General features: G+C 34.4%; 21 protein-coding genes. 5 read left to right on the plus strand and 16 right to left on the minus strand.

Annotation, left to right across the window (positions count from 1 at the left end; genetic code table 11):
- The first annotated feature begins 161 nt into the window (after nucleotides 1-161).
- Nucleotides 162-953: an SDR family NAD(P)-dependent oxidoreductase gene (locus H033_RS0112755; protein ID WP_026838653.1), complete on the plus strand. Its 792-nt coding sequence runs from the start codon at nucleotides 162-164 to the stop codon at nucleotides 951-953.
- A 347-nt stretch (nucleotides 954-1,300) separates the two neighbouring features.
- On the opposite strand, the gene H033_RS0112760 is transcribed toward H033_RS0112755, so the two are convergent.
- Complete coding sequence (locus H033_RS0112760; RefSeq protein ID WP_026838654.1) at nucleotides 1,301-2,614, minus strand: DEAD/DEAH box helicase; 1,314 nt, start codon at nucleotides 2,612-2,614, stop codon at nucleotides 1,301-1,303.
- 114 nt (nucleotides 2,615-2,728) lie between these two features.
- Here H033_RS0112760 and rlmF point away from each other — a divergent pair, with 114 nt between their 5' ends.
- Nucleotides 2,729-3,583, plus strand: coding sequence for a 23S rRNA (adenine(1618)-N(6))-methyltransferase RlmF (gene rlmF / locus H033_RS0112765; protein ID WP_026838655.1), 855 nt, complete (start codon nucleotides 2,729-2,731; stop codon nucleotides 3,581-3,583).
- Between the two features lie 148 nt (nucleotides 3,584-3,731).
- Here the strand turns inward: rlmF and H033_RS0112770 are convergent, their stop codons facing one another.
- The 5 genes from H033_RS0112770 to H033_RS20245 all read right to left on the minus strand — a co-directional run bounded on the left by H033_RS0112770 (nucleotide 3,732) and on the right by H033_RS20245 (nucleotide 7,618).
- On the minus strand, nucleotides 3,732-4,850 hold the full coding sequence (locus H033_RS0112770; protein WP_026838656.1) for an alkene reductase: 1,119 nt from the start codon (nucleotides 4,848-4,850) through the stop codon (nucleotides 3,732-3,734).
- Between the two features lie 3 nt (nucleotides 4,851-4,853).
- Nucleotides 4,854-5,534: a type 1 glutamine amidotransferase domain-containing protein gene (locus H033_RS0112775; protein WP_026838657.1), complete on the minus strand. Its 681-nt coding sequence runs from the start codon at nucleotides 5,532-5,534 to the stop codon at nucleotides 4,854-4,856.
- Nucleotides 5,535-5,631: 97 nt separating this feature from the next.
- Entirely contained in the window at nucleotides 5,632-6,219 is a 588-nt protein-coding gene (locus tag H033_RS0112780) for a Crp/Fnr family transcriptional regulator (protein WP_034886217.1), read from the minus strand.
- Nucleotides 6,220-6,258: 39 nt separating this feature from the next.
- Nucleotides 6,259-6,960, minus strand: a complete 702-nt coding sequence (locus tag H033_RS0112785; RefSeq protein ID WP_026838659.1) for a hypothetical protein — start codon at nucleotides 6,958-6,960, stop codon at nucleotides 6,259-6,261.
- Between the two features lie 97 nt (nucleotides 6,961-7,057).
- The gene (locus tag H033_RS20245) at nucleotides 7,058-7,618 is read right to left on the minus strand and encodes a hypothetical protein (protein ID WP_231367616.1); all 561 of its coding nucleotides are present in this window, start codon (nucleotides 7,616-7,618) and stop codon (nucleotides 7,058-7,060) included.
- A 217-nt stretch (nucleotides 7,619-7,835) separates the two neighbouring features.
- On the opposite strand from H033_RS20245, the gene H033_RS0112795 reads away from it, so the two are divergent.
- Entirely contained in the window at nucleotides 7,836-10,106 is a 2,271-nt protein-coding gene (locus H033_RS0112795; RefSeq protein ID WP_026838660.1) for a bifunctional SulP family inorganic anion transporter/carbonic anhydrase, read from the plus strand.
- A gap of 2 nt (nucleotides 10,107-10,108) precedes the next feature.
- Here H033_RS0112795 and H033_RS0112800 read toward each other — a convergent pair whose 3' ends face one another.
- The 7 genes from H033_RS0112800 to H033_RS0112825 all read right to left on the minus strand — a co-directional run bounded on the left by H033_RS0112800 (nucleotide 10,109) and on the right by H033_RS0112825 (nucleotide 14,347).
- Nucleotides 10,109-10,474, minus strand: coding sequence for a hypothetical protein (locus H033_RS0112800; protein WP_026838661.1), 366 nt, complete (start codon nucleotides 10,472-10,474; stop codon nucleotides 10,109-10,111).
- Between the two features lie 210 nt (nucleotides 10,475-10,684).
- A complete protein-coding gene (locus tag H033_RS0112805; RefSeq protein WP_026838662.1) occupies nucleotides 10,685-11,131 on the minus strand; it encodes a cold-shock protein in 447 nt (148 codons plus the stop codon).
- Nucleotides 11,132-11,396: 265 nt separating this feature from the next.
- Complete coding sequence (locus H033_RS22135; protein ID WP_051227913.1) at nucleotides 11,397-11,582, minus strand: cupin domain-containing protein; 186 nt, start codon at nucleotides 11,580-11,582, stop codon at nucleotides 11,397-11,399.
- 299 nt (nucleotides 11,583-11,881) lie between these two features.
- Nucleotides 11,882-12,112, minus strand: coding sequence for a BBE domain-containing protein (locus H033_RS22300; protein ID WP_316928649.1), 231 nt, complete (start codon nucleotides 12,110-12,112; stop codon nucleotides 11,882-11,884).
- Nucleotides 12,113-12,292: 180 nt separating this feature from the next.
- A complete protein-coding gene (locus H033_RS22145; protein ID WP_231367618.1) occupies nucleotides 12,293-13,138 on the minus strand; it encodes an FAD-binding oxidoreductase in 846 nt (281 codons plus the stop codon).
- A 348-nt stretch (nucleotides 13,139-13,486) separates the two neighbouring features.
- The gene (locus H033_RS0112820) at nucleotides 13,487-13,852 is read right to left on the minus strand and encodes a DUF1622 domain-containing protein (protein WP_026838663.1); all 366 of its coding nucleotides are present in this window, start codon (nucleotides 13,850-13,852) and stop codon (nucleotides 13,487-13,489) included.
- Nucleotides 13,853-13,891: 39 nt separating this feature from the next.
- On the minus strand, nucleotides 13,892-14,347 hold the full coding sequence (locus H033_RS0112825; RefSeq protein ID WP_026838664.1) for a universal stress protein: 456 nt from the start codon (nucleotides 14,345-14,347) through the stop codon (nucleotides 13,892-13,894).
- Nucleotides 14,348-14,642: 295 nt separating this feature from the next.
- On the opposite strand from H033_RS0112825, the gene H033_RS0112830 reads away from it, so the two are divergent.
- Complete coding sequence (locus tag H033_RS0112830; protein WP_026838665.1) at nucleotides 14,643-15,125, plus strand: ferritin-like domain-containing protein; 483 nt, start codon at nucleotides 14,643-14,645, stop codon at nucleotides 15,123-15,125.
- A gap of 87 nt (nucleotides 15,126-15,212) precedes the next feature.
- On the opposite strand, the gene H033_RS0112835 is transcribed toward H033_RS0112830, so the two are convergent.
- Nucleotides 15,213-15,851, minus strand: coding sequence for a hypothetical protein (locus H033_RS0112835; RefSeq protein ID WP_026838666.1), 639 nt, complete (start codon nucleotides 15,849-15,851; stop codon nucleotides 15,213-15,215).
- A 133-nt stretch (nucleotides 15,852-15,984) separates the two neighbouring features.
- Between H033_RS0112835 and upp the strand changes: the two genes are divergently transcribed.
- The gene (upp, locus tag H033_RS0112840; protein WP_026838667.1) at nucleotides 15,985-16,641 is read left to right on the plus strand and encodes a uracil phosphoribosyltransferase; all 657 of its coding nucleotides are present in this window, start codon (nucleotides 15,985-15,987) and stop codon (nucleotides 16,639-16,641) included.
- Here upp and H033_RS0112845 read toward each other — a convergent pair.
- A complete protein-coding gene (locus tag H033_RS0112845; protein WP_026838668.1) occupies nucleotides 16,638-18,914 on the minus strand; it encodes a BamA/TamA family outer membrane protein in 2,277 nt (758 codons plus the stop codon). The two genes, upp and H033_RS0112845, sit on opposite strands and share 4 nt — an antisense overlap.
- Nucleotides 18,915-18,930: 16 nt before the next feature.
- Entirely contained in the window at nucleotides 18,931-23,928 is a 4,998-nt protein-coding gene (locus H033_RS0112850) for a translocation/assembly module TamB (protein WP_026838669.1), read from the minus strand.
- Nucleotides 23,929-24,208: the final 280 nt, after the last annotated feature.

Below are 24,208 nucleotides of genomic sequence, written 5' to 3' on the forward strand. Positions count from 1 at the left end.
ATGTTTATATCTAATCGTATCCCTATAATTTCTTTTTTACAACTATACTCTTTTAATAGAACTTTCACAGTATAATCCTGTTTCAGTCAATTTTTTAAGTCGACTTTAGTAAAAATAAAACACCAAAACTTTATCTTTCAATAGATTTAAAAAATATAGCAATGAAGAATTTTGAAAATAAGAAAATTTTAATCACCGGAGGTTCTAGCGGAATTGGGAAAGCATTAATCACTGAATTTCATAAGAACGGCGCTAGCACTTTTGCTGTTGTTGGAAGAGATGTGGATAAAATGAAGAAACTAAAAACCGAATTTCCTAAAGCAACATTTAGTTTTATTCAGGGAGATGTTTCAAAATTAGATGACATTAAAGAAGTGATAAATTCGGTCAAAAAGGAATGGAAAGAAATTGATGTTCTTATAAATAATGCAGGTGTAGTAAGCGCTGGTGCTTTAGAGGACATTTCTGATGAAGATATTATTGCTCAACAAAATATCAATACCACAGGACTTATATTGCTCACCAAACATGCTCTTCCTTTGCTTAAGAAAAGTAAAGATGCAGCCATTATAAATATATCTTCAGGTTTAGGATTAATAGGAATGCCATTTTATGCAACCTATGCTGCTACGAAAGCTGCGGTAAAACAATTTTCTGAAGCTATGAGACGGGAGTTGAAAGATTTCCCAATTCATGTTATGACGGTTTATCCAACCGCCACAGATACTCCAATGATGGAAAGCGCTTCTTCTAAAAATATGGACACCCCTAAAATGGTTGCAGAAGACACTCTTAAAGGATTAAAAAATGAAGAAATAGATGTTATTATGGGTGGAAAAGAACGTATAGAAAATAACAAGGAAAACTTTAATGATCCTTTGGAGTTCGATAAAAAGGTGAATACTATGTACGATTCTATGAAAGAAAGAGCCTCAAAACATAGATCTATGTAATTTTTTTTAAACAAAATTACACTCTTTGAAATTTTCTAGTCACCCTGTCCAGAATCGTCGGGAGTTTCAGGGTCTTAATCCAAATAAATACAATGCTGAAACAATTCCTATAGTTGTCAGAGCAGCATGACGGATAGCATCGTTACAATTATTGTAAAAATCAAGAACCTCGGGGCAAGCCCACGAGGTATGAATTGGAAAATACTTTTAAAAATTCGAGGCAAGACTCGAGGAATTAAACCCTCAATGAGGGATTAAATAAGCTTTCCTAAAACAAAAAAAAAGCCTTTGGAGATTTCTAGAGGCTTTTTCCCTATTTGAGGGCTGGATTTTGAAACAGAACAAAACTAAACGAGTTTTATTCTTACTTTCTTCTTTTTTAGTTTGGTGTTGTTGAGATTGGAGATAAGCTCTTTTGCCTTAGTTGCAGGGACTGAAACAAAACAACAATCCTGTTTCAACTCAATTGCACCTAACTCATCTTTTTCTAACTTACCTTGTTTAATAAATAATCCGGCGATATCTCCTTTCGAGATCTTGTCTTTTCTACCGCCAGAAACAAATAATGTTTCCCAAATCGTTTTAGAAGGTGTTTCTCTAGGAGAAAGATTCTTAAGCTCATCCAATTCTATGAAATCCGGAAGGTCTTCCTTTACCCATTTTATAACATATGCATTCCCACTCGCATTCATTCGAGCAGTACGTCCATTTCTATGGGTAAATTCTTCCTCTTTAAGCGGAAGTTGATAATGTATAATAAAATTTAATTCAGGAATATCCAATCCACGGGCTGCAAGATCTGTGGCCACAATAATATTATGAGTTCCATTTCTAAATTTAATTAGAGATCGCTCTCTGTCTTTTTGTTCCATACCACCATGGAAACAACCATGACCTATTTGATTCTGAGTTAAATAATCACTCACTCTTTGAATACTATCTCTGAAATTACAAAATATGATACCCGGCTTGTTGCCAATATGATCTAAAACCTCTTTCAAAGATTCTAATTTATCTTTGGAAGCAGAATTTATAGTTTTTATCTGAAGCTGAGAGACCTTCTTGACAACCAGATAATTTATATGCACAGCATCCTTTAATCCAACAAAACGCGGAATTTCTATTTGCTGTGTAGCCGAAGTTAAAATTCGTTTTTCAATATTTGGCAAGGCGTTAATGATCTCTGTCATTTGTTCTTCAAAACCAACTTCTAAAGATTTATCAAACTCATCTAATACCAAAGTTTTTATTGAATTCACAGAAAAAGTTTCTCTTCTTAAATGATCTGAAACTCTTCCAGGTGTACCTATTAAAATTGCAGGTTCATGCTTCAACTCAATTTTGTCCTTAGAAAATGGTCTACCTCCATAAACTGCATTGGTCTTATAACCAGTACCCATTTCTCTAACCACTTGCTCAATCTGTATAGCAAGTTCTCTGGAAGGAACTAAGATCATGGCTTGAACCTCCTTAGAATTCATATCCAACAATTCTATAATTGGTAATAAGAATGCTAAGGTCTTTCCGGTTCCAGTAGGTGATAATAAAACGACATTGGCGTTTGCACCTATAACTTCGCAAGCCTCTTCCTGCATAGGATTAAGTTTTGCTATCCCCATCTTTTCCAAGATTTCGCTCTGATCTTTAATTTTATTTGCCATTTTGCAAAAATACAGCTAAATCCTATACTTTTAGAGGTTTCTGAAGTTGTGGCGGTTAAGTTATTTCAACCATTATAAAGGTCGTATCTTTGGTTTTTAATTAATCTCACACATTTGCATCCAAATAACATACATAACGAAGCATATAATTTTGAAGAACTTGAAAAAGTACAACCAGAATTATCACAATATATTATAACCAATACTAATGCTGAAAAAACCATTGATTTTGGTGATAATCAAGCTGTTCTACATTTAAATAAAGCGCTCTTAAAGCATCATTATAAGGTGGCCGACTGGAATATTCCGCCTAAATATTTAATTCCACCAATACCGGGAAGAGCAGACTATATCCATCATCTAGCCGATCTTCTGGCTGAAGAGAAATTAACTCCGGAAGTTAAAGGTCTAGATATTGGGGTTGGTGCCAACTGTATCTATCCAATTTTAGGGAACAGTATTTATCATTGGAAAATGGTTGGTGCAGATATCGATGAAAATGCGGTGGCAGCAGCACAACATAATATAAATACAACTAAAAAATTAAGTCAGAATATTGAAATAAGATACCAAGATGATCATTCTAATATGTTTAAAGGAGTGATCAAGGAAGGTGAATATTTCAACTTTAGTATGTGTAATCCTCCTTTTCATGCTTCAAAAGAAGAGGCGGCCAAAACGAGTAGAAGAAAGACCAAGAATTTAGGTAGAGAAATTGGAAGCCCTCTAAATTTTGGTGGAGAATCTAACGAATTATGGTGTAATGGTGGAGAAGCTTTATTCTTAAAGCGAATGATCAAGGAAAGTGCCGATTTCAAAACGCAAGTTGGTTGGTTCACTTCTCTTATTTCTAAAAAAGAAAGTCTTTCAAAAATATATAAGCAACTGGATAAATTAAAGGCTACTTACAAAGTTATCCCAATGAGTCAGGGTAATAAAAAGAGCCGCTTTATCGCTTGGAAATTTTAATGCCTCATTGCCGTTTTAACCATTTTCGCTTATCTAAATCATTAAAAATAGTTAACTCACTCCACTTTAGAAGACCTTTTCTAAAATAGTTAAAAAAAAAAGCTCTTCAAAATTAATTGAAGAGCTTTTTTTTCTTAAGAAGAGTATCTTATTGTAAAACCGCTTCTCTTTCTGCTTTAACCTCATAATCCAAGTATCCCTTGGCACCACCAGAATATAAAGTGTCTTCATCCCATTTATCTAAAGGAATATTTTGGGCAAAACGTTCTACTAGATCTGGATTAGAAATATATGGTTTACCAAAGGCTACCATATCGGCATCTCCATCTGCTATTACACGGTTCCCTTTTTCTTGATCAAATCCACCATTTATAATTATGGTGCCATTATACATTGGTCTGTATCTTTTAGCAATTTCAGTCTCTGCAAAAGGAACTTCAGAAACATCTGTAAAAGGTTCAGACAAGTGCAAATAGGACAGGTTATAGTTGTTCAGTTTCTCTATAATATAATCGAAAGTTGGAATAGTTTGCTCATCCAGGACACATCCAAAAATGCCATGCATAGAAGGGTTTAATCTTACTCCTACTCTATTTTCTGGAATTACCTCTTTGACAGCATCCAATACTTCAAAAAGAATCCTTGCTCTATTTTCTATGCTTCCACCATATTCATCTTTTCTTTGATTAGATGTCGCATTGAAAAATTGATGAAACAAATATCCATTTGAAGAATGAATTTCAACTCCATCAAACCCCGCTTCTACTGAATTCTTTGCTGCAGTTTTGAAGTCGGAAATTGTAGTTTTAATATCTTCCAAAGACATTTCTCTTGGAACTACTGTGTCTTTAAATCCTTCTGTAGTATACGATTTTTCATTTGGATTAATTGCAGAAGGTGCCATTGGTAATTTCCCTTTATGAAAATCTGGGTGAGACATTCTCCCAACATGCCAAAGCTGAATGAATATTTTTCCATTGGCTTTATGCACTTCTTGAGTTACTTCCTTCCACCCTTTAATCTGCTCTTCAGTATAAATTCCAGGTGTATTAATATATCCAACGGCATCTTTAGAGATCTGTGAGCCTTCTGAAATAATAAGACCGGCACTTGCACGCTGCTTATAATATTCAGCATGTAAACTGGCTGTTGGTTTGTCTTCAGGATTGTTTGCTCTTCCCCTTGTCATTGGTGCCATTACGACTCTATTAGACAGGTTTAAGTCTCCTAACTTATATGATTGTAATAATTCTTGTTTGGAACTCATATCTTATTTTAATTTTTTCATTAATAAATCTGCTACCTTAGTAGAAGATGCTGGGTTTTGACCTGTGATCAAAAGTCCATCTTCTAATGCATACGGTTCCCAATCTCCAATTTTACTATAGTTTGCTCCTTTTTCCTTCATCATATCTTCAATAAGAAAAGGAACAATATCTGTTAACTGTACCGCTTTTTCTTCGCCATTGGTAAATCCGGTAACATTTCTACCTTTTACTAAAGCATTTCCATTAGCATCCTGAATATTCTTTAAAATTGCTGGCGCATGACATACAAATGAAATTGGTTTGTCGTTTGCTAAAAATGATTCAATTAGTTTCTTAGAAGTTTTGTTCTCTACCAGATCCCATAACAGACCGTGACCTCCTGGGTAGAAAACTGCATCAAAATCTTTCTGATCTACATCTTCTAATTTCTTAGTATTGGCTAAAACTTCCTGAGTTTTCTTATCCTTATCAAAACGTTTGGTATCTTCAGTAGCAGCGTCTTCTGTTTCACTATTTGGATCTATTGGTGGCTGTCCTCCTTGTGGCGATGCCAAAGTAACATCGTATCCTGCATCGGTTAAAATATAGTAAGGTGCAGCAAACTCTTCTATCCAGAAACCGGTTTTGTTATCGGTATCACCCATTTTATCGTTACTGGTCAGTACAAAAAGTATATTTTTCATAATTTTTTGTTTTTGTTGATTTATAAAAACAAAATTAAGTCAAAAGCTGCTAAAACTACTTGATGTAAGTTAGGATGTAGTGTTAAAAAAAGTTAAGCTAAAGCACTTCTTTTCGTATTCTGCTTAGGCTCTCAGGTTTCAAACCCAGATAATTGGCAATATGATAATTTGGAACCCGTTGTTCTATTTTAGGATAAGTTTCGCAGAACTCCAGATAGCGTTCTTTTCCACTTTTCTGAAGGGTAGATAATATTCTAGTTCGTAATGAAACAAAGGCGTTGGTGGTTTTAATTCTAAAGAAACGCTCGAACTTGGGAATGCGAGTGTACAGAATTTCTAAAGCTTCGCGATTAATGGCTAAAAGAACAGAATCTTCTATAGTTTCTACATATAATTTAGCTGGCACTTTATTAAAGAATGCTTCAAAATCTGATATCCACCAATCCTCAACAGCGAACTGGATAATATGTTTATCTCCAGTTTCATCCAAGTAATAGGCCTTTAAACAACCTGAAACCACATAATATTCTGAATTTACCAGATCTCCCGGTTCTATTAAAAAATTCTTTTTAGAAATTCTTATATCTTCTAAGATACTAGTAAATTCTTGCTGCTCACTTTCAGTAAGGCTTATCACCTTTGTTAGATGATTTAAAATATTAGTATGTAAGTCATCTACCTTCATTAAGCATATAAGTATATTCCAAAATATAATTAGAAAGGTCTAATCTTCCTCTACTATTTCTGCGTCATTGTGGGTTTTCCCCTCAAAGCTTTCAGTATATTTTAAGTCTAGGAAAAAATATTTAGAAGAGATTGCAGTTACTAATACAGAATCGTCTGATTGTATTTCGGTGTTCATCTGCCAAATAATATTCTCGGCTTCTTCAAATGATTCAGAGCTTAATTGTTCTGTAAATAATCTTTTTATCAATGTGTGTTCTGGCATTCCTTGAACCAACAATCTTATTATAGCTGCTTCGGTAATTTTATTCTCTAGTAACAGCTCCTTTAATTTATCTGAAGTAATTTTCACCTCAAATTTTACAGCTTCAGGAAGTGGAAACTTCCCGTTGAAAGCGTCAAAAAGGATTTGCCCAGTATTAAAAAAGTCCTCATGGTAGCCTATTTCAGCATATTCTTCCCACATTTTTTCTTCCCTCATTTCATTGGAAAGATTATCTATTTGGCCTGCATTCAATTTATCATTAAATACATATCCTAAAATAAGTCTTGCTGCTTCTTCTGGTTCGTTTTCAGTTATAGACATGTAACACATATCTTTTAATTCTGCATCAGAAATTTCAGAAATATCTCCGTATTCCATTACTCCAAGCAAGTCCTTATATTTTTGGTTATTCCAATAACCAGGTAATGCCAAAATAGTTTCAAAGTTTAATATCTCTGCTTTATATATTGTATTCATTAGTCCGTTTATTTTTTGATGTTGTCTTTATCCAATTTTTTTAGATCTTCCAAAATTGAATAATTACGAGGGATTTCTATCACAACGCAAGGTTAATTTACTTAGAAGCTTCCTCCAAAGCAGTAGCCTTCCATTTGGTGGTACTTACCTTAATACTATTTGCTTCTTTTAATGCTTTAGAAGATCTACGTTTATCATAAATCATAGCAAATGTCATTATAAGACTGGTTCCTATAATTACAAATAATAAGATTCCAGGTTCAAAACTTTCTATTTGGGCCTCCACAGGGATTGCATAAAATAAGAGTACGGTAATTAATCCTCGTGGCGCTATAAATAACTGCGGAAGGAGATCTGCGCCTATGAAAATTCTTAGTAACACAAATCTCATTCCGTAGATAGAACCAATGATCATTAAACTTATAAGTGCCACATTTAAATTCCAAAGAGATGTGATAGCAATGGTTAAGCCGAAGATCACAAAAAAGAATGTTCTAACTACAAATGCCGTTTCTGCAGTGATAGTATGTAGTTCATGATAAATATGGTGTGCTTTTTGAAAATGAAGATATTTGGAGAGCTTACCTTTAAAGAACAATTTCATGTTTGCGATCACCAATCCAAAAATGAGAATAATGATGAGAGACGATAAATGCATTTTTTAAGAAATGTTATTCTACTAAAGATATCTATTTAAAGTAATTCCTCAAACAGATTAATAAACGTCCCGCGTGATTTTTCAATATTTGGTAAAAATTTAATAAAAAACGGCCGTACAAGCTTTAAATTGAAATTACCTGTTTATATTTTGTTATTTTTACGACCAACGCCCTTATCAATGATCTTTTCATTTATAAGACGCAAAAATAGCTCCATTGAAAAAGATTCCTAATCTAAGTAAAATAGCCAGTAGAGTAGATATGGATCAGCTGCAGAAGCCCATATTTTCAAGGTTAAATAAAGATATACCAGCAAGTATTGTAGTATTTTTGGTCGCGCTGCCATTGTGCCTGGGTATTGCTTTGGCAAGTGGTGCACCATTACTATCTGGCCTTATTTCGGGAATTGTAGGTGGAATTGTCATAGGAAGTGTAAGTCACTCCTCTGTAAGTGTGAGTGGTCCTGCGGCAAGTTTGACAGCAGTAGTATTATCCTCTATTGCCTCCCTGGGAAGTTTTGAAGTTTTTTTAATGGCCGTAGTTCTGGGTGGAATTTTTCAGTTCACTCTCGGAATTTTAAAGGCAGGTCTTATAGCAGATTATATGCCTTCCAATATTATTAAAGGCCTACTGGCGGCTATTGGAATTATTCTTATTATTGCTCAAATTCCCTATGCTCTGGGGATCGATGCAAATGCAGAAAATAATTTTCTTCCTCAGGTAAATTTTTTCAATCAAATAGGTACTGTTTTTACCGGATTTTATAATTCTCTCACTGCCGGCGCCCTGGTGGTTTCAGCCATTTCCTTAACGATTATGATTGCATGGGATAAAACTCCACTCAAAAATTTTAAATTGTTGCCTCCGGCACTCGTGGTAGTACTTTTGGGTGTTCTGCTTAATGTGATATTTGAATATGCATTTCCTTCTCTTCACCTGGATACGGCACAATTGGTTAACATTCCAAAAATTGAAAGTTTTTCACAGTTGGTCACCTTCCCAGATTTTTCTTCTATTACGAACCCTAAGGTATGGGGTGTGGCAATAACCATCACCCTTATCGCTTCCATTGCCAGCTTGCTGGCTATTGAGGCGGCAGATGAAATTGACCCCCATAAAAGAAATACACCACCAAACAGGGAGCTGGTGGCGCAAGGTATAGGAAATACCGTTACCGGGCTAATAGGCGGAATTCCTATTACCTCTGTAATTGTGAGAAGTTCAGTAAATATCAATGCAGGTGCAGAAACAAAACTTTCAGCTATTTTACACGGTATCTTTCTCCTGTTAAGTGTTTTATTTCTTAGCAGTATCCTGAACCTTATCCCTTTGAGCAGTCTTGCAGCGATCTTATTGGTAATAGGCTACAAGCTTGCCTCCTGGGACGTGGTCACTGCTATGTTCAAAAAAGGCTGGAATCAATTCATTCCCTTTGTAGTAACTATAATAGCAATTATTTATACAGATTTGCTTATCGGAATTTTTATTGGAACCTTGGTAAGTATTTTCTTCTTGCTTCGAAGCAATTACCACAATGCATTTTTTGTGGAAAACACTAAAATTTTTAAAGGGGAAACCATAAGGCTGGAACTTTCAAATGAAGTTTCCTTTTTCAATAAAGCCTCCATCAAAAACACTTTATGGAATGTGCCAGATGAATCTACCGTAATTATAGATGCTACTTTTGCCAGTTATATAGATAATGATGTTCTTGAGATTTTTGAGGATTTCCAGAATACATTTGCTAAAGAGCATAACATAAATCTTAGTATACTAGGGTTAAAGGAAAAATACGCTCTAGGTGAGGATTTGGAGTTTGTTCAGGAAGAATTGCAGGAAGTGAAAGAAAAATCTACTCCCACAGAAATCTTTGATTATTTACAAGAAGGTAATCAACGCTATGTTGACGGGAAATTAGTATCCCGAAGATTGAGGAACAAAGAACTTATGGATTTTATCAATGCGCCTCCGCTGGCCGCTATTGTGAATTGCATTGATATGAGGGAACCTTTGAACGTGCTTATGAATACGGGGATTGGTGACCTTATTCCTATAAGAACGGCAGGTAATCTTGCAGATGATCAGGTGATCAAAAGTCTTGAAGTGGCGTGCTTAAACCAGGGTGCGAAATTAATATTGTTTATGGGAAATTCTTCCAATAGAATATATGCTGAAGCGCTAAAGAATTATAAAGAAGGCCGGAATTCGTATTTATTACCCTTGATAGTAGAAGCCCTTGAAGCAAATATTATAACTCAAGCAGAAATTTCTTTAGAAGAATTATCAAACCTGGCAGATGTGATCACGAAATGGAATTTAAAAAAATCTAAAAGTGTGGTTCTTAAAGAAAGTGAATTTTTAAGAAAGGAAATATTAGAGGGAAGGATAGGAATGGCTTCTGCATTTTTTAACCGCAGCAATGGAAAGATAGAGTTTTCTAATCTCCATCAGGTTAAAAAGAAAACAATTATTGCACCGAACAAATAAATTTACCTATATAAAATATGAGTAGACTCTTTTGAAACAACTTTTCCCTTTAACTTATAAGTGGCAATTTGAAGCTGAAGCAAAACATCCCTATGCAACAGCATAAGATCCTTATATGGGTTTGCTAAAGCATAATTAAATAAATAGCATTCCTTTGGGTGAAACTTTTCTTCGGAATATAGCTGAAATTCGTTTTGGGCTGCGTAAATATAGAAATTGGATAATTCTGAAAAATTTAATAGTATTACTCTATTCAATTCTTCAGAATTTGAGACTTTTTCGAATATGGCTTTATACTCATCACGCTTTAGTTCAAACTTTTTTGAAGAGTATGAAGAATAATCGGATGTAACTTCAGACGGTTCCATAACTTTAATTGCTATTTATAAATAAAACAGCTTAGATGAGTTTAATAATTTAATATCATCTAAAGTACATACATTTTATCTTAAATGACAAATTTAGCTTTATTCCATCGTAATAGTTATAAAACTTAAATCAACTAAATGCTACTTTTGGTAAGAACCAATTAAAATATAGTTTCTAAACGATTTGAAATGACAGGTTTAATAAAAAATTTAACCTTTTTTAACTCTAACGGCATTCATTCCTTTCATTCCGCGTTCTATTTCGAAAATCACATTATCACCTTCTTTTACTTCATCTACCAATTCGCTAATGTGAACGAAATATTTTTCTTGAGAATCTAGATCATTAATAAATCCAAATCCTTTAGAATCGTTAAAGAATTCAACTTTTCCTTTATGGAAAGGATCTTCTTCTATATATTCTTTTTTAGGAACACCAATAACAATACTCTCTGCATCAATCTTAACCTTTTTGGTTGGATCTGGTGGAGTATCTGTTAATTGTCCGTTTTCGTCTACATAAACCAACATATCTTCCAAGTCGCCACTCTTAGCTGAAGATTTGCGCTCATCTTTTTTACGTTGCTTTTCTTCACGTTTTTTTAAACGTTTCTTTTCTTTTTCTTTTTTACCAAAACTTTCTTGTGGTCTCGCCATTCTTACTTAAAATATTAATTATTATATAACTGTTCTGCATGAACAATCTGGCAACACGTAAAAACACTCGATTAGGAAGCAAAAAGATCTCAAAAAAGATAAATTATATCGTCGTTGAGGGTAACAAAATTACTTGAAGGGCATTAATACGTTCACCGATGTGTAAAAGTACAATAATAATCACACAAATCATTACGCATTTAACATCTGCTACTTTAAAAATAATATATTCCATTAGTTATTTTCTCAAACTCTTCTTCTTAGGTTATTTATTTATTGGTATAGCATCTAATGGATTCTCAAACGCAATAAACAGAACACAGGGCTTTGAGTTACCACATTTTCCAGAATGCGGTTTTTTGGCTGGGCCATAAGCGTAATTCCCCTGTTTTAAAGTTTGGGTGCTTTCACCTTGATAGGTTACATGTAATTCTCCAGACAATAGAATCATTCGTTATGCAGAATTATGCCAATGATTGGGAATATCAGTATTCGCGGGTAATCTAAAAAGAATATCAACATTTGGTTTAGCCGGATCTCCATGCAAGATCGAAATTTCACAACCTTCGGGCATAAATTCAGGGCAAGGACCCCGTGATATTTGAACTTTTAACGTCTTTTACGAAAAATTTTTCAAATGTTTTTTGATTATTTTCTTGGCTAAAAGAAAGTAATCAAAAATAGCAGCCATTAATAAACTTGGTCCAATACTCCGAAATGATTTTATATCTCTTTTCATTTTAATATTTATTAAGGTTTAATATTTTTATTTACTCTGAACAAATTCTTAGGATCGTACTTTCTTTTAATTTCAACTAAGCGATCGTAATTCCCTTTATAACTTGCTTTAACTCGCTCCTCCCCTTCATTCATTAAAAAATTGGAATATGCTCCTCCTGCAGAATGAGGATGTAAAGCTTCCCAATAATCCTTGCACCACTTTGTTATTTTAACAGCATTTCCTGGATCTACTCCTACAATTACTCCAGCATATTTTGCGTCCCGGTAGGCTCACGCAGTTTCAGAATTCTTTTTTCTACTTGCCGCGCCATTAATAGGGTATAGATGCATTTGTGATAAAGGAGTTGGAATTTGAGATCCAAATTTTTTGTGTTGTTTTCTTAATTCTGGTCCTAATTCATTAAAAAAATCGGCACACCATTACCATTGTAATCCAGGTGGCATCATACCATCAAAAATAGTTTGAAGTGCCGGAAAAGGCATCTCCCCTAAATGTTCGAAAATAGGTTTCAATTCTTTTATTGGCTTAAATACTTCTTTCGCATTTTTTGGATCGCCTAAATAGCACCAAATAATTCCGCAGAATTTTTTATTATGAAGAAAATCTGGAAAGTGTGGTCTTGGAATTATCATAGTAGCAATAAATCCATTAAGGTCTTCTTCTGCGTTTTCAATAAATGCATCGTACCATTCCATTATCTCTTCTACTTGTTCAATAGGCCACAATGTTGGACCTCCATAGACCGTTTTTAGTGGATGTCCCTGAAATTTAAAAGAGGTAATTATACCAAAATTTCCTCCCCCTCCGCGAATTGCCCAGAATAGATCTGGGTATTGATGATTATTCACAGTGAGATAAGTGCCATCTGCCATTACCATATCTACTTCTAGTAAACTGTCTATAGTTAAGCCGCATTTTCTTGCTAAATAACCAACTCCTCCCCCAAGTGTAAGACCTGCAACTCCTGTAGTAGAAATTATTCCAGATGAAATTGCTAAGCCAAAAGGATGAGTAGCATGATCGACTTCTCTCCATAAATTACCTGCTCCTACATTTACCGTGTTATCTTCAGCAATAACACATACAAATTTATTCTCTAAAAGATCTATTACCATTCCGCCGTCACAAGAACCGAGTCCGCCACCATTAAGGCCTCCTCCTCTAATTGCAAGTAGCAATTTGTTTTCTTTTGCAAAATTTACGGCTGTTATTACATCGGCAGCATCAATACATTTAATGATCGTCCCTGGATGCTTATTGATCATTCCATTGTAGACCTTTCTTGACTCTTCGTAAATCTTGTCTTCTGGAAAGATTATTTGGCCTTTAATCTCTTTAGATAATACCTACTTCATAGTGGTATCTAATGTTCCCGTTAACTCCATAACTAAACTATTTATTAATGAAAATGAATAGTTTAATTTTAAAAATTGAAAAATGAGGGTTTCTCATTTCTGATTATTTTTAATTTTAGGGATAAAATTTAGTGGGGCAATTGGAGGGAATACTCTGATATTTAGAATATTAAAGGTAAGTAAAAATTTAAACCATTAATGGGTTTGAATTAATTATCGCTAAAAAAAACAAATGTGTTTCTAAAAAGTTTTGAGATATTAGTTGGAATACGGCTCTGCTTCTATTTTTTTTGATTGCCATGGAAACTTTCCTTCAATTTCAACTTGTAGAGATATACTCAAAAATGTTCTTATAAGAACAATCACTCCTAAAGTAAATACTCTCTTGAGCGTAGGTTCTGTTACAACAGTTGCAATAATATCTGCTGCAACCAATACTTCCAGACCTAATAAAATTGCTTTGCCAAGCTCACGTCTTAATCTAGTATAGAGATGATTTTTAAATTTTAATTGAGAAACAAGAAAACGAGAGATTGCTATTAATGCCCCAATAGCAATAATTACTACACCTACAGCTTCCAATCCCTTCGCAACGTATTCTATATAAAGTTTTATTTCATCCATATTTATTTTGAATTATTTATAATTATAATGAAATAGGTTTTATTTGTTAGTAGGCACCATATAAACAGGAATCTTGGTATTCTTCAATATTTTAGATGCCACATCCCCAATAAAAATTTTCTCCAAAATATTATGACTATGTGTTCCAAGGACAATAGTATCAGCCTTCCATGAAGATGCATATTCTAAAATAACCTCGGCAGTGGTCCCTTCAATAACTTTAGTTTCTACCTGCGTATCTTTGAGGTGCTTTCTTACGGTGTCCAAAAAATTCTCTGCAACGCTATGCATTTCCTTATTTATATTTAGATCTATTTCAGCATCAAACCCATGATAGCCCATAAAAGTGGGATACTGCACTCCATAATACTGAACATCTGCAATAATATGAAGCAAGCAGACTTCAGCATTTAAAGATTTAGAAAGCTGGTATCCTGCATCTGCAACAATTTCTGAAGTTGGGTTGTAGTCTATACAAATAAGAACTTTTTTCATAAGTAACGGAATTAATAAATTGAGACTAAAATTAAAAAGTGGTACTAATTTCGTAATAAATTAAGTAAAGCATCTAAGATTATTTAATTTATTTTAATCCCCTCAGAAAATTTAAATATAGAATTTTATGTCTGTTATTTTTTTTCAATAATTGATTGATGCATCTGAAATGAAAAACTAAGCTAATTTTTAACATCTTAACAAATTATGTTAAACCATTGCAAAATATGATTTAGATTAGTTTTTTTCAATAATTATCACTGTATATTTATATGAAATTACAGAAATACAAAATATGAAAACCACTAGAGAAGAAGCAAAAGAAGAAAGTCATGATGAAGTTGTGAAAAACCTTAATGAACTTTTAGAGAAGAATTATGATGCGGAAAAAGGATTTAAAAAAGCATTAGAAGATGTAAAAAACCCTAGTTTAAAAAAGTTCTTCAAAAAGCAAGTAGTGATTAGAAATAGATTTAAAACCGAAATAGAAAAAGAGCTTCACGATCTTAATGCTCATCCAAAAATTAAGGAAGGTAGTGCCACAGGGAGTATACACCGCGTTTGGATAGATATAAAAACTGCTCTTTCTGGAAATGATGATGAAGCTGTATTAGAAGAATGTATAAGAGGTGAAAAAGCAAGTGCTAAAGAATATGAGGAAAAACTGAGCAAAGGTTATTTTTCTCCTAATGTTAAAAAAATGCTTACTAGCCAATTACATGAAATTAAGAATACCATTTCTAGTGTAAAAAGATTGGAAGATATAGCAGACGATTAATTAATTTGGAATCTAATATAAAAGCCACAAAACAATTGTTTTGTGGCTTTTTCAAGTTATGATATTTGATATCATTTTGAAACATAATTATTGCTTTACAATAATAACACTTGCTTTAGCACCTGTAAGTAAGTTCCATTCGTTAGAGGTAATTAATTCTCCCTGATCTCCGTAGATCTTGAAAGCTGCGGTATTTGGCCCGGAACTCCCTTGATTAAGAGCTTCAATTTCAATATTATTTAAGCCACTTTCCAACTTCACTAAAATTGGTGTATAATTTGCCTGTAATTCTAAAACAGACTCTATCATCTTACCATTCACATATACCCGCACTTTATCTCCATCTACATATTGGTAATCCCTACATAACACTTCTACATAACTTCCTCCAGTTTTAAAATCTCCTAAATATTGGTCTTTTCTATACTCTTCACTAATTCTTTTATCCTCAGTCCATTTTTTTTCAATAAAATCTCCAGCTGTTAAAAGATCGTTTCCCGTTTTCATACTAAAAGTTTCTTTTTTTTCTGAAGGCAAATTAGAAGTTCTCACTTTAGGCTTAAAAAATGGATTATTAGATTTTGTTGATGGAATTGCAGAACCTTCGTTTGGCGGAGGAAAAGAAGTTCCTTCTCGCTCAATAGGTGTGGATTTTACAGGTATTTCTTGGGAAAATCCGAGGCTAGAACTAATAACAAGTAAGAAAAAAATATAATATATTTTCATTTAATAAAAATAAGGAATTATTAGAAACTCTATAATATCAAAAATAGCACCACGAAATATAAAAATTAGATTTTATTGAGATGAATGAATATCTTACTAAATATTCTGCTTAAATTTATCCAAAATCCATTCAATGCAAGTAAACAATCTAGGCGAACAACAATCTATCCTCAATAAATTTATTTCAGAATTAAGAGATGTATCAGTACAATCTGATAGAATGAGATTCCGAAGAAACATTGAAAGAGTTGGTGAGATCCTGGGTTATGAATTAAGTAGATCACTTTCCTATAATAACGTAGATATTAAAACCCCTTTAGGGACTTCTAAATGCAACATTCCAGAAGAAGATGTTGTGATATGTTCTATTCTTAGAGCGGGTTTACCTTTACATCAGGGATTGCTAAATTATTTTGACGGAGCTGAAAATACTTTTATTTCAGCTTATAGACATCAGATCTCTGAAACTGAATTTGAAATAAAAGTGGAATATTTAGCTTCTCCGTCTTTAGATAACAAAATTTTAATCTTAGCCGATCCTATGTTGGCTACCGGTAGATCTTTTGTGAATGTTTACAATGCATTAAAAGCTATGGGAACTCCAAAAGAAATTCATTTGGCTTCAGTAATTGGTTCAGAACAAGGGATTGCACATATCGCTGAACATTTCCCTGAAGATACCAAGCTATGGATAGCAACGGTAGATAAGGAATTGAATGATAAAGGATATATTGTTCCTGGTTTAGGTGATGCAGGAGATCTGGCTTATGGTATTAAGCTTCAGCATTAGAAAGGATACCCAACAGCAAAGTTAAATATAGGCTCATCAAAAGCAAAGGTCCATCTCTCTCCTTCAGGCAGGAATGGCACTCTCATTGGAGCAGCTACGTCAAGTCTGATGACAAAATTCTGTATATCAACCCTTAAGCCTACTCCTGCACCGACCCCTAACTCACTTAAAAAATCCTTTCCGAATTTTCCTCCGGGTAAAGCTGGATTTTCTCTTGTTGTCCAAACATTTCCTGCATCAGCAAATACGGCTCCTTTCAGGAATGAAATAATTGGGAATCTGTATTCTATATTGCCTTCTAACCTTAGATTTCCCGATTGGTCAAAATATGAGGTGTTTTCTGATTCCTCCGGTTCATAACTACCCGGTCCTAAAGACCTTATTCTAAATGCCCTAACACTATATGGCCCTCCAGAAAAATATTGTTTGCTAAAAGGCATAACGTCTGAGTTTCCAAAAGGAATTCCTAGTCCGGCAAATAACCTGGTTGCAATTTTTTGTTCCTTTCCAAAATTATAATGATATCTTAAATCGGCATCAGCTTTTGCAAACTGGGCATATTTAAGTCCAAAAGCTGTTCGGCCTTCCTCAGCTTCTTTACTGAAGAGGCTCATGGTATTTCCGGCAGTCTCCATATTAGCGTTAAGATAAAACTGATGTGTCTTGCCTGCATCTATCATTCCATTATATGTAAAGGAATAGGTAAGCCCTGCAATAAATTCTTGCTGAAAACTGTTTCTTAAGAATACATTCTCATCCAGAATGTCTTCAAATTCCTGGGTTGTGTTGGCTAGCTTCACGTAATTTATTGAAACAGGATTCAACTCATGAGTGACAAATCTATTTGCATTCCAGAGATATCCAAACCTTCCTGAAACTGAGCCAATGCTATAAAGGTTGGTCCTTATAACATAGTCTCCACTCAAACTGATCTTGGTTTTTGGGATAGAATATTCAAACCAGTCGTCATTTATGGATATTGGAAATAACAATCTTGGATATATAAGATCTGCCTGCAATCCCACCAGCGTGCTGGAAATTGTTTCCAGATCGCTCCCGGTTACCTGAACTTCATAACCAAACTTACCTGTTAGGTTCAAAATTTCACCTCCATGGAAAAGGTTTCTGTTAGAATAGGTCAAAGCCAAATGAGGCCCTATAAAATCATTAGATTTTGTAACCACCTGTAATTCAGCACGAAAAGCTCTTTTGTTTAAAGGGGATAAGAATATATTTGCCTCAAGAATACCCAGGCTATCTCCCAATGTTTCTACCTCATCATACTTTATATTTACAAACTTATAAGCTCCTATGGAGGCTAATCTTCTACTGGTGTTCCTGGAAGCTGAGGGATCATAAAATTCCCCCTCATTGATCAATATATATGGATCCAGTCTTTTAGGTTTGAAAAATTCTTCGGCCTGGATATAATTTTTACCATCAAACCTTACCGTATCCTGTGCAATTGAATCATTTCCTAATACATAATTGGGGTAAATATTAACTTTAGAAATTTTATAGGGAATGATAGCTTTTTCAGGAACATCCTTTTTCAGCCGAAGAAAAAGATCGAATTTTTTATTCACATATTGGTTGGTATCCGCTTCAAAGATTAAGAAACCGGCATTGAAATTATAATATCCATCCTGCAACAGTTTCCTTTCCAAGCGTTCCCGTTCCAGTTTTAATAAACTCAAATCGAAACGCATACCTTCTTCAATGGGTGATTCAGGCAGATACTCCCCAATTCTTTTATAGATCTTTAAAGAATCTGTATCTAACTTATATTTTTCCAGAATATAAGGTTCTTTCATATTCACTTCGTATTCTACAGAAGCTAATTTTTCTTCTTCATTTTCTATAATGGTGGAGCTTGCAGTACTGTAAAAAAATCCGCTGTTCTCCAACCGATTAATCAATAAATCTTCCCGGAAGTTAGCGTCAACATCTGAAAGATAAACAGGTTCCTCTCCCAATTTTTTATTCAAGAATTTGTTTATAAAACCCGGATTTTCCTGTTGTGCTTTATAATGAAAATATAGTTTAGGACGCATTCCAAGAAATTTTCCGTTGGGTTTTGGCAGTAGTAAAGCTTCCAGCTGCATAACTAGTTCATCATAGTCATTAATCTTGGCAACTGAATCCTGTACTTTCAATTCGGCGCCTGTATAAAGTAATTTATCTTCTGGAATAAATTTTTCCACACTACATCCCTGCAATATTACCAGGAAAATGATTCCTATAAAAAGAGGTAAATATGTTTTTTTTAGCATGAGTCTCTGTTATCTTTTAATCTTCATCGGTAGTGTTTTCTCCTTTGAAAAGAAGGCTGTCCCACAATTCCTGAAACTTATTAAATTCTTTGGTAAAAATAAAAGCAATCCCGCTCACAATAAGCTGCCCGTCTATTACATTTTCAAATTCATTTCTTCGGAAAAACTGAATTCGGAACCTTCCATCTTCGGTTAATAGATAGGCAATACTCACATTTCCAATCAACGGAGTTCCCTCTCCTTCCACAGGACTGCTACCCTGGATGTCTACATCACTTCCCACTCTTACTACAAGCCTGTCATCAAGAAGTGTTTTTTGAGCAGCAACATTCAGCTGGGTCCTTTCTGTAGGGCTTGACCCTTGATAATCTGTAAAACTGTCAACACCAAAATCCAGTTCAATTCCTGAATCACCTAAAATATTTTCAGCAAAAACATTTAATTGATCTGAGATAGCATCATTGATATTGTCCCTTGCTATACCTGCGGCACCGCCACCTCCTGAACCGTCTGAAATGGATTCTGGGAAGAAACGATTTAGCACCAAAAGGGAAAAAACCTGTTTATTAAGCTCTTGTTCCTGACTGTTAAGCTGCTGAATCCTTCCGTAAACCGCACCGCCAATTGCTCCCTGTTCGCTTTCTGGCATATCAAGATTGAATGAAATCTTTGGTTGCAACAATTCCCCGTCAATATTTAGATAAACAAAGAAAGGTAGCTCCTGCCTAAATTTTCCTTTAACCGAAGCATCCGCACCCGCAGTTTGAGCGGCCATTAAGGAAGAAGCAGAAGTCTCCACTTTATAAACTGCCCGTAGATCAAGATCTGCATCAAAAATATCACCTGACCAGGTAACCTTACTTCCATCAACTAAATTAAATTTTCTCTTTACAAGGCCGTATAGGCTCATTTCATAGAAACCGTCATTAATTTCATAGATTCCGGTAAGAGTAGTTCTTCCGTTAGGATAAACATCAAAATTCAACTCCCCTTCCCCTTGGACCTGAAATTTGTCTCCGGTTTCTTCATCCAGAACTATACTTAGCACTGCCCCTTCGCTAATATTCAATAGCGCACTTATATCATATCCAGAGATATTCACAGTTTCTTCAGCTGTATTTTTGGTTAAAATAGCGTCAGGGTTCTCACGGTTTACAAAAATTACAACGCCATCCCTTTCTTGTAGCATCAATTCATCTTCAGGAATTACGTAAGTAAAGTTGGTTTTAGGATCAACATTTAATTTTAGATCTAGTACAGGAATATTTAAATTTCCCGTTAAAGAGGCTGTAACATCCAAAATTGCAGTACCATAATATAATTTATTGTCTTCGGCTGTTGAATTAAGCACCTGAAAGTTTTGAGCTTCAAATTCCAAATCAAAAGAAGGATTTATAAAACTTTCTGTCAAAACACTTCCATCTACAATAAATGAATTGCCGGTAGCATCATTTACAGTGAAGGAATCAAAATATATCCCGTCATTGTTTAGGCTTAAGGTTTGATTGTTAATCTTAAAAGGAGCATCCAGAGTAGCTACTGTAAAAGCAGCATTATTGAAAGTAAACGAGCCTTCATAATCTGGCTCAGCCAATGATCCCGAGACATTCATATTTCCAGAAATACTCCCATCTCCCTGGGTTATAGCTTCATCTGTAAATCCTTCCAGAGCTTCCACTTTTAGCTCATTTAAAATTAGATTTAAATCTATTTCAGCAGCTCCTTCAACTGCAGTATATCTTCCTGTTAAATCCAGATTGGCTGCTCCGCCTTGAAGTCCCATAACAACATCATAGGTTTGCAGGCCTTCTGCTTCAGCTTCCAAATTAAGAGTTCCTAAAGGCACTCCCTTAACATTGAATTCATTTATCTGAAGATCTGCAAGTAATCCATTATTAACAAATGGTTCTTCAATTATGAAATTCCCATTCAAGTTTCCCGTAGCTAAAGTATCTTCGGGATTTAGATAGTTTAGTAGGGTTGCTAGTTCAAAATTTTTGAATTGTATCCCGACATGTTCTCTTTCTACATCAGCAATTTTATCACTTATTTCGATTAATTGGTTATTTCTGCTCAATCTGAAATCATTGAATTCAGCATATTTATCTTTAAAGAAAGCTTCATTGGTGGCCGGTATATTCCATTCCTCATAATTTAATATAAGATCCTTAGGGAATAGATGAACTTTAAATGTATCATCTTCCTTGGAAATTTCAGAAGCTACATGAACCATAACTTTATCGTTATGAAAAGAGGTGAAATCCAGGTACAAATTTTGATTTTCTATAGAGCCATCTATTACAGTTTCCTTAATGGCAAGAGGTCCTGCATTTAATTCCTGAAATCCTAATCCGAAAACAAAGACGTCCTTATTAGTGTCAAGCCTGAAAGACAAGCTATCAATTTCAGTACCTGCGTAGTTAATATGCGGCAGTTCTATAGACGCAGATAAATTCCTGTCTTTTTCATTGAAATCTACTTTTATTGCAACCGTATCCAATTCTGTAAGATCAGCGAAAAATACTTCATTTAAAAGCGGTGATTCATTGATATTTGCTCTTAACTCAAGTTTTACAGGATCCTGAATTGTATCTGTACGTGTCCCTTCAACGAGATAACTTTCATAGTGATCGTAAAGAGCAGAACTAAAATCTGTCGGGCTGGCATTAGATCTCAATTTTAAATTGATAATATTATTATCAATGCTAACAGCTGTGGTATCTGTTCCTACAAATGCACTGATCTCCATATTTCCTAACTGGTAAGGAGCGTCATCATACACAAAAACTCCATCAGATATCACTGATACTAGTTCAAAATTTTCAGCATTCCCTTCAAAAGTTACATCCAGATTAAAAGCGGCTCTCACATTTTTTTCCATTATTCCCAGCGCCTGAAGATCAGCTCCTATTACATCCAATTCTGCATTTACTTTTGGAGCAACTGAGTCTAGGGAAACATAAGCTTTAAGATCTGCATTGAGATTTTTGTCTTTATAAGAAGAAGTGATTAAACCTTTCCCATCTTCAAGTTCTCCCTGCAGAGAAATATTTTCAAATACATAATTATTAAACTCAAATTTTGCAATGGTAGCTTCCAATGTGGCATCTAATTGATTGACATTGTCCCCAGTTCCGGATGTTTTTAAATTGAAGTCTAAGCTTCCTAATTGATCATTTCCCAAAAGGTTCCCCAGCTGAAGATCTTCTACTTCAAGATCAGCATTATAAACCAATCCTTCAAGACTTGAGAAATTACCGTTCAGTTTAATGTTTCCTTCAGAAGTTCGCAAGAAAGCATTTGTGGAAATATCCTCAGGATTGCCTTTTAAGCTTCCATTTAGTGATATCCGTTCGGGTATTTTGATGCCAAGATCTTCTTCTTTTATGAGCTTCTGAAGATCTGATCTTCTGGAAGATAGTTTGATGCTAGGAAAGTCAAATCTTAAGTTTTCCGGATCCAGAGAATTTTGAACTGTTCCACTTGCAGATAAAGAAGTATTAGCACCCCAGTTGAAATCTGCAGAAGAAATTTCCAATGAAGAAAGACTACCAGCAATTTTCAGATTACCAGAAATTGGTTTTTCGCTTAAGGCGGCTAAATATTCATTGTTCTTAAGTTCAGGCTGAAATGGAAAGATATCTTTCAGATGAATATCGATTTCAGAAAACTCTCCTTCTATACTTACCTTTTCCGGAGAATTGATTAATTGCTGCAGGGAGTCATAATTCAGGCTTAAGTTTCCGTGGAGTTCATTCTCATTTAATTTAAAATCCAGGCTTTCAAGTACCAGTATATCTTCGGTGATTTCCAGATCAAAATTAAACTGATTTAAAGCTAATCCTGATGCTGTTTTAAAATTGAATTTTTTTAAATGCATTCCTGCAGCTTCCTCTTTCAGCAGAATATTTTCAGCTATAAAATCAAGATCTTTTAAAACTACTGCATTGGGATCAAATTTACCTTCCACCACTTCTGCTCCATCAACAAAATAACTAAAATCTATATTTTCCAGTGCAATCGCTTCTACATTTACCTGCCATTCTGGCCAATCAAAGGTCTGAGATTCTTCATTAATTACAAGTTCCTCTTTAACTATTGTACCAGCAGTATCTGCTGCGATAGTTGTCATCTCCAATAGGATATCAGAATTGGCAAGGCTAACCTCCTTTATATCTATAATACTTTGGTCTAAATTTATTTCTCCAGAATCACCTGTAAAATTTCCTATTTCCACAACAGTAGAAAGACCATCAGGTTCTGAAGAATAATCAGCAAAAACATTTTTTAAGACAATGTTGTCTACTTTAATAAATGGAAGAGCAGCTGTATCTTCTGTTTCCGAGGGAGGAAAAGGTTTTGTTTGTGTGTATTTAAAATTGGTGTTTTCAAGCTCGGCCTTAGAAATTTGGAACCTCATGTTTTCAAGATCCGTTTCTTCCATTTCCACTTCCAACCGATCAAGTATTAATTTGCTGTTGATCCCGCCAACAACATCGTTGAAGTTAACTTTGAAGTTCGAAAATTTAAGATCCCCCAGACTTATTTGAATAGGAGCAGCAGCAGTGTCCTGAGGAGCTGCTGTAGTATCTGCAGTGGCATATGCATCTACAATAAATTGATAATTGAAACCGCTAACACTGTCTTTTCTTACAATATTGGCCACAACTCCTTCCCATTCCAGGAAATCAATGGAAATTCCTTTTCCACGAATGATGGGTATGAGCGGAACATCTGCTTCTAAATATTTAGAGTAAACCAGAGTATCACCTTGTTTATCTTCAATATATAAGCCCTTTAGAAGAATATTCCCATCAAAGGTTATAAAGAGTTTTTCAATATCGACATTGGTGCCTGTAGTTTTTTCAATAGAAGAAATAACTTTATCCACAATAATTCCCTGACCCCAAGGACTGCGGACGAAAAGTAAAATAACAATTATAAGGATAAGCAGGCTTAAAAATATCCAGCCTATTACCCTTAAAAATTTATTCTTCTTTTCTTCGTTTTCCAATCCTTTTTGTGCTTGAACTTCAAATTTAATTGATAAAGAGAGTATAATAAAGGATAGGACTCTTTAATTTAAAATATTCATTTATAAATTTTTGTTAAAGAAGTTCATTTTATTCAAAATCCAGGCTTGATAGTAGCAGATTTATTTTAAATCAATTTTCCTAAAATCTCAATACTAAAGGAAAAAATGGACCGAAAATCGTAGAACAAATTAATATATTCCAGGATGTGGCATAGCACTATACCAACTTCTAGGGCAAATATTCTTCTAATTCTGTGGT

Origin of the sequence: Gillisia sp. JM1, assembly GCF_000424645.1 — a bacterium.
Taxonomy (GTDB): domain Bacteria; phylum Bacteroidota; class Bacteroidia; order Flavobacteriales; family Flavobacteriaceae; genus Gillisia.